6 protein-coding genes and 1 pseudogene are annotated in these 6,279 nt (G+C 41.1%); 4 read left to right on the top strand and 3 right to left on the bottom strand.

Annotation, left to right across the window (positions count from 1 at the left end):
- A pseudogene (nrfA, locus tag ACO59Y_RS03920) lies at positions 1–162 on the bottom strand (ammonia-forming cytochrome c nitrite reductase subunit c552); the annotation flags it as partial.
- Positions 163–611: 449 nt separating this feature from the next.
- On the opposite strand from nrfA, the gene ACO59Y_RS03925 reads away from it, so the two are divergent.
- From ACO59Y_RS03925 to ACO59Y_RS03940, 4 genes are all read left to right on the top strand, one after another.
- Entirely contained in the window at positions 612–2,492 is a 1,881-nt protein-coding gene (locus ACO59Y_RS03925) for a PTS mannitol transporter subunit IICBA (protein WP_486130830.1), read from the top strand.
- 237 nt (positions 2,493–2,729) lie between these two features.
- Positions 2,730–3,878 (top strand): mannitol-1-phosphate 5-dehydrogenase, encoded by a 1,149-nt coding sequence (locus ACO59Y_RS03930; protein WP_486130832.1) that lies wholly within the window; start codon positions 2,730–2,732, stop codon positions 3,876–3,878.
- A gap of 77 nt (positions 3,879–3,955) precedes the next feature.
- Positions 3,956–4,468 (top strand): MltR family transcriptional regulator, encoded by a 513-nt coding sequence (locus ACO59Y_RS03935; protein ID WP_486130834.1) that lies wholly within the window; start codon positions 3,956–3,958, stop codon positions 4,466–4,468.
- A gap of 42 nt (positions 4,469–4,510) precedes the next feature.
- Complete coding sequence (locus ACO59Y_RS03940) at positions 4,511–5,227, top strand: DUF554 domain-containing protein (RefSeq protein ID WP_486130836.1); 717 nt, start codon at positions 4,511–4,513, stop codon at positions 5,225–5,227.
- Positions 5,228–5,249: 22 nt separating this feature from the next.
- Here the strand turns inward: ACO59Y_RS03940 and mutM are convergent, their stop codons facing one another.
- Positions 5,250–6,065: a DNA-formamidopyrimidine glycosylase gene (mutM, locus tag ACO59Y_RS03945; protein ID WP_486130838.1), complete on the bottom strand. Its 816-nt coding sequence runs from the start codon at positions 6,063–6,065 to the stop codon at positions 5,250–5,252.
- Positions 6,066–6,134: 69 nt separating this feature from the next.
- The gene (rpmG, locus tag ACO59Y_RS03950) at positions 6,135–6,278 is read right to left on the bottom strand and encodes a 50S ribosomal protein L33 (protein WP_486130895.1); all 144 of its coding nucleotides are present in this window, start codon (positions 6,276–6,278) and stop codon (positions 6,135–6,137) included.
- Position 6,279: the final 1 nt, after the last annotated feature.

Raw genomic sequence — 6,279 nt, forward strand, 5'->3', positions numbered from 1 at the left:
TTTTTCATTCACTGCTTCGATTTTTAAATTAGGGTTTGGTGCTTCCACAGGTTGCTCAACCGGTTTATAAACCATCTCTGCCATTGCAGAATTATAGGCGCCTAAGGCTGCGAACGAAGCCGCCAATACAAGGCTTTTTCTTAGTACGTTCACGATAATCACTCCATCACAAGTAGGGAAAAGTAAATTAAGTTTAAATGCGAACTATTCTTGTTAAGTAGTTGAAATCACTTGGAAAAAAGAGTTCGGCTCAAGAATAACAATATCAAAAGTATGGTTAATTTCTAGTGTGACTTGTAAAAATATTGCGTTAGATCAAATGAAATTTGATAAATACACCTAAAGAGGTAGTCCTCTTGAGGTAGATAGAAAATTAATAACTGAGCATCTATTTTGACTATTGATTGTGCTATATATCGAATAATTTTGTGATTTTTATCACGAAATTATTTTTTTTAGATTAATCTTGTGATCATGATCACATTTTTTAAAAATCGTAATTCGAAAATATTGTGACTGAATTCACAAATTTAAATAAAATTATTTTTTGTGCAAATTTTCTTATGCTACTTTGAACGCACTTTACTCACTCTTTTTAATGAGGTTTTTTTATGTTGTCAGCAAATGCAAAAGTGAAGATACAAAGCTTCGGACGCTTTTTATCTAATATGGTGATGCCAAATATCGGTGCATTTATTGCCTGGGGTTTTATTACGGCATTATTTATTCCGACTGGTTGGTTGCCAAACGAGATCTTGGCGAAACTGGTCGGCCCTATGATTACCTATTTATTGCCGTTATTAATCGGTTATACGGGCGGTAAATTGGTCGGTGGCGATCGCGGTGCGGTGGTCGGTGCGATTACTACAGCCGGTGTGATTATTGGTACTGATATTCCGATGTTCCTCGGAGCGATGATTGCCGGCCCGACAGGCGGTTGGGCGATTAAGACCTTTGATAAATGGGCGCACGGAAAAATCAAAAGCGGTTTCGAGATGTTGGTTAACAACTTCTCTTCCGGGATTATAGGAATGATTCTGGCTATTTTGTTCTTTTGGGTAGTTGGCCCGGTGGTGAAATCCTTAACTGAAATGCTGGCGGTGGGCGTAAAAGTATTGGTGGATAATAATTTGTTGCCATTGACTTCCATTTTCGTTGAACCTGCCAAGATCCTGTTCTTAAATAACGCCATTAACCACGGTATTTTCTCACCGCTCGGTATTCAACAATCACAAGAATTAGGTCAGTCCATTTTCTTTTTAATTGAAGCAAACCCGGGGCCGGGCTTGGGTGTATTGTTGGCTTATATTTTTTTCGGTAAAGGTTCTGCCAGACAAACTGCAGGCGGTGCTGCGGTGATCCACTTCTTCGGCGGTATCCACGAAATTTATTTTCCTTATGTATTGATGAATCCGCGTCTCTTACTTGCGGTGATTGCAGGCGGTATGTCTGGTGTGTTTACGTTGACCTTATTTAGTGCAGGCTTAGTATCGCCAGCATCTCCGGGTTCCATCATTGCAGTATTACTCATGACACCGAAAGCCTCCTTAGTGGGCGTTGTGGCTTCCGTGCTAGTAGCCTGTGCGGTTTCCTTCACCTTGTCCACTTTCTTCTTAAAAATCCAAAAAGAAGAATCCGGTAATTTGGAAGAAATGCAGGCGGTGTCAAAAGCCATGAAATCCGGTAATGCTAATCAAAGCGCGGTGACTGACTACAAAGGTTTAACCAAAATTTATGTGTCTTGCGACGCGGGCATGGGTTCTAGTGCTATGGGGGCGAGCATGCTACGCAAAAAAGTGAAAGATGCCGGTTTGCTGTTAGATGTCACTAATGTGGCGATTAACGACTTGCCGGACGATGCTCGTTTAGTCATTACCCACCAAGATTTAACCTTGCATGCGAAAAAGCAAGTACCGAACGCTATGCACTTGTCTTTAACAAACTTCTTGGATAACAAATTCTACGACAGCTTGGTTCAGGATTTGAAAGAACAGTTAAATGCACAGTCGACAGCAGAAGCCGCAACGGAGCAAGAAGATTTGGTGGAAATAAACGGTACCAAATTCACGTTAACACCGGAACAAATTTTCTTAGGCTTAAAAGCCGATAATAAAGAAGAAGCTATCCGTTTTGCCGGTGAGCAATTAGTGAAAGCAGGCTTTGTGGAACCGAGCTATGTAGATGCTATGCTTGAACGTGAAAAACTGGTATCAACTTACCTTGGTGAAGGTGTTGCCGTGCCACATGGTACCATTGAAGCAAAAGATGCGGTGCTGAAAACCGGTATCGTGATATGCCAATATCCTGCAGGTGTGCGTTTTACCGAGGAAGAAGACGGTATTGCCAAACTTGTGGTGGGTATTGCGGCGAAAAATAACGAGCATATTCAAGTGGTATCAGCGATTACCAATGCTTTGGATAGCGAGGAAGCTATTGAACTGCTCACGACCACTAACGATGTGGAAAAAGTATTGGCGTTATTAAAACCCTAAATGACGGTGAAAAGTGCAGTGTAAAATTTCAGTGTTTTTTACGAAATTATGTAGCTATTGTACAAGGCTAAAATGACCTCACAAAACAGCACCGCATTGAAACGGCTTCCGATGCGGTGCTATTTTGATAGTCCAACTCAGACTTCATTCAGAAAGTTCAGATGGTTTTGTTGCTGCATAATACCGATTTTTTACACCGCCTTTTATTACCAATTTATTTAAACTCGGAGTTATGACATGAAAGCATTACATTTTGGTGCAGGTAATATCGGTCGCGGATTTATCGGAAAACTGCTAGCGGATAGCGGTGTTGAAGTGATTTTTGCTGATGTGAATGAGAAAGTCATTGACCAGCTGAAAGCGCAGCGTTCCTATCACGTAAAAATTGTCGGTGATAGTATAAATACTGTGGAAAACGTCACCAATATCACTGGCGTAAATTCGAAAGATGAAAATGCCCTCATTGACTTATTCAAAAACGTAGATTTAGTCACTACGGCAGTGGGACCAAATGTGTTGAAAATCATTGCCCGCACTATCGCCAAAGGTTTGATTGCGCGTTTTGCTGCAGGCAACAATATGCCGTTAAATATCATTGCTTGTGAAAATATGGTACGTGGCACGACCTTCTTAAAAGAACAGGTTTTCACCCATTTAACACCCGAACAACAAGCCGAAGCAGAAAAATTGGTTGGTTTCGTGGATTCCGCTGTGGATCGTATTGTGCCACCGGTACAAGCGGATGAAAGCGATCCATTGCTGGTTACCGTAGAAGAATTTAGCGAGTGGATCGTGGATGAGACTCAGTTTAAAGGGCAAATCCCGGCGATTGGCGGCATGGAAAAAACCAATAACCTGATGGCGTTTGTAGAACGCAAATTGTTCACCTTGAACACTGGGCACGCTACTACTTCCTACTTTGGTAAGCTAAAAGGCTATCGCTTCGTAAAAGAAAGCATCGAAGATGAAGGCATTAAAGCGGATGTAAAAGCCACCATGCAAGAAAGCGGTGCGGTGTTGATTAAACGCTACGGTTTCGACCCGCAGGCGCACGCAGCCTATATTGAAAAAATTCTCAAACGTTTTGCCAACCCATTCTTAGTGGACGATGTAGATCGTGTGGGGCGCGAACCCTTGCGTAAATTAAGCTACAACGATCGTTTAATCAAACCGTTGCGTGGCACGCTGGAATACGGCTTGCCGAATCAGCATTTGATTAATGCCATTGCCGCTGCCTTGGCATATCGTAACGAACAGGATTTACAAGCCTTGGAACTGGCGAAATCCCTTGCTGAAAATGGTGTAGCTCAGACTGTGCGAAAATACACCGAATTACAGGACGAGGCAGTAATTGAACGCATTATCACGGCTTATCAAGCGATTTAAGTGAATAGGGCGAATGAGAATTCGCCCTCATCATTTTATGCAATTTGAGAGATTTTTTTATTTAAAAGGATTTTAAGGTGCCTATTGATCAGGTTTATGAAAAATTAAACAAGGCGATGTCGCTACGCGGTTTTATCACCATCGCAGTGGCGATTTTTGATGAAACCATTGACGAATTAATTAACCGCGTTTTTCGCAAAACGGATTTTGCTGTGAAATCCGTAGTGGATTCCTTGTTTGAAACCTCAGGTCCTCTTTCCGAATTAAGTATCCGCTTAAAAGTGCTGCTCGGTTTGGGTATTGTGGAACAGTCGGTTTTTGCTGACATCGTGCAGTTTATAGAGCTAAAAGAAACGTTAAATAACGACGAAAAAGACTACAATTTTTTTGATTTTAAAATCATTGAGTTTGTACAAAACTTACATTTTGTAACAGATAAGGCTCTATTAAATTTCCCTTTAGAACCGACTTCCGCCGATTCTTTGCTTTTTCAAATAAAACAACGACGCAAAGAAAAACTAGTACGTTCCTGTTTAATCCTTGCGATTACGGACATATACGATAGGCTACAAATAGAAAGCCCGTTTTAATGCGGTTTTTCTTTATAATGTTGTTTTTATAACGGAGGTAATATGATTATCGGACCCTATATTAACGCGCTTGCAATAGTGAGCGGTGCTTTGATCGGTGCTTTGCTTGGCGGGCGCATTCCGGAACGTTTACAAATAAATTTAACCTTGATTTTCGGACTTTGTTCCCTGTGTATGGGGATTGTGATGGTGGCGAAAGTTGCCAATATGCCGGCGATGATTTTAGCCGTACTACTTGGGGCGATTTTAGGTGAAATTATTTTGCTGGAAAACGGTATTAATAAATTAGCATCGTCTGCGAAAGGCATTGTTGAGAAATTGTTTGCGCATGGCGGCAATCGCTTGAGTCACGAAGAATTTTTATCAAAATTTGTAGCGATTATGATTTTATTTTCTTTCAGTGGAACAGGCATTTTCGGCGCAATCAATGAAGGTATGACAGGCGATATCAGTATTTTAATTGTGAAGTCTTTTCTGGATTTTTTCACCGCAATCATTTTTGCCACAAGTTTAGGCTATGCCGTGGCGAGTATTTTTATTCCACAAACTTTGTTACAGCTGTTATTAGCTTATTCTGCAGTATCTATTATTCCTTTTGTCTCGCCCGAAATGCGTGCTGATTTTGCCGCGGTCGGTGGCGTGCTGATGATTGCCGCGGGATTTCGTATTTGTAGTATTCAATTGTTTCGCGTAGCGAATATGTTACCGGCACTGTTACTAGTGATGCCGATTTCTCATTATTGGACGGTATTTTTCTAAAAAAAGAGGCGCATTAGGCGCCTTATTTTTTCTTCTGACAATGCGGACAAAAATAGCTATTGCGTTGACCGATCACGAGAGATTCGATTTTAGCACCGCATTGGGGGCATGGTTTGCTTTTGTTACCGTAAACCAAAAGCGATTGTGCGAAATAACCGGGGCGACCGTCGGGTTGTAAGAAGTCTTTGAGTGTTGTTCCGCCTTGAACGATGGATTTCGTCAGTACGGCTTTTATCGTCTCGACCAATAATTCGCATTGTTTACGAGTAAGATTTTTAGCTAATTTTAACGGATGAAGTCCGCATAAAAAGAGTGTTTCGTTGGCATAAATGTTGCCCACGCCGACGACCACCGCATTGTCCATTAGAAAGACTTTAAGTGCGATTGATTTTTGGCGAGACTTTTTAAACAAATATTCTCCGCTAAATTCCTCTGAAAGTGGCTCCGGTCCAAGTTTTAAGAACAAATGAAATTCCTCTAAATTATCCGTCCAAAGCCAGGCGCCAAAGCGTCGAGGATCGTTATAACGCAATAGCTTTCCGTTGCTCATTACGATATCTACATGATCGTGCTTATTGATAGGGCTGTCGTGCGGTACGATTCGTACTGATCCGGACATACCCAAATGTCCGATGATATAGCCTTTTTCCGTGTGAATGATTAGATATTTGGCACGGCGAGTAAGATTTAATATTTTTACGTCCTTTAATTCTGTTAATTCGGGCGAAACTGTCCAACGTAGTTTGGGTTGTCGAACGACGATTTTTTCAATGATAAAACCTTTTAAGTAAGGAGTTACGCCACGCAGTGCGGTTTCAACTTCTGGTAATTCGGGCATTGTTTATTTCCATGATAAATTTTTGGTATAAAAAAACCCGAACGAGTCGGGTTTTTAGAATCGGCAAAATTATTTGATTTTTGCTTCTTTATAGATAACGTGTTTACGTACTACCGGATCAAATTTTTTGATTTCCATTTTTTCAGGCATGTTACGTTTATTTTTATCAGTTGTGTAGAAGTGACCGGTCTCTGCAGTAGAAACTAAACGGATT

This window comes from Rodentibacter sp. (assembly GCF_057314195.1).

Bases quoted from the DNA above. Each gene is read 5' to 3' on its own strand.
- ACO59Y_RS03940 (WP_486130836.1), top strand. From the start codon at position 4,511: ATGATTATCGGACCCTATATTAACGCGCTTGCAATAGTGAGCGGTGCT.
- ACO59Y_RS03930 (WP_486130832.1), top strand. From the start codon at position 2,730: ATGAAAGCATTACATTTTGGTGCAGGTAATATCGGTCGCGGATTTATC.
- mutM (WP_486130838.1), bottom strand. From the start codon at position 6,065: ATGCCCGAATTACCAGAAGTTGAAACCGCACTGCGTGGCGTAACTCCT.
- ACO59Y_RS03925 (WP_486130830.1), top strand. From the start codon at position 612: ATGTTGTCAGCAAATGCAAAAGTGAAGATACAAAGCTTCGGACGCTTT.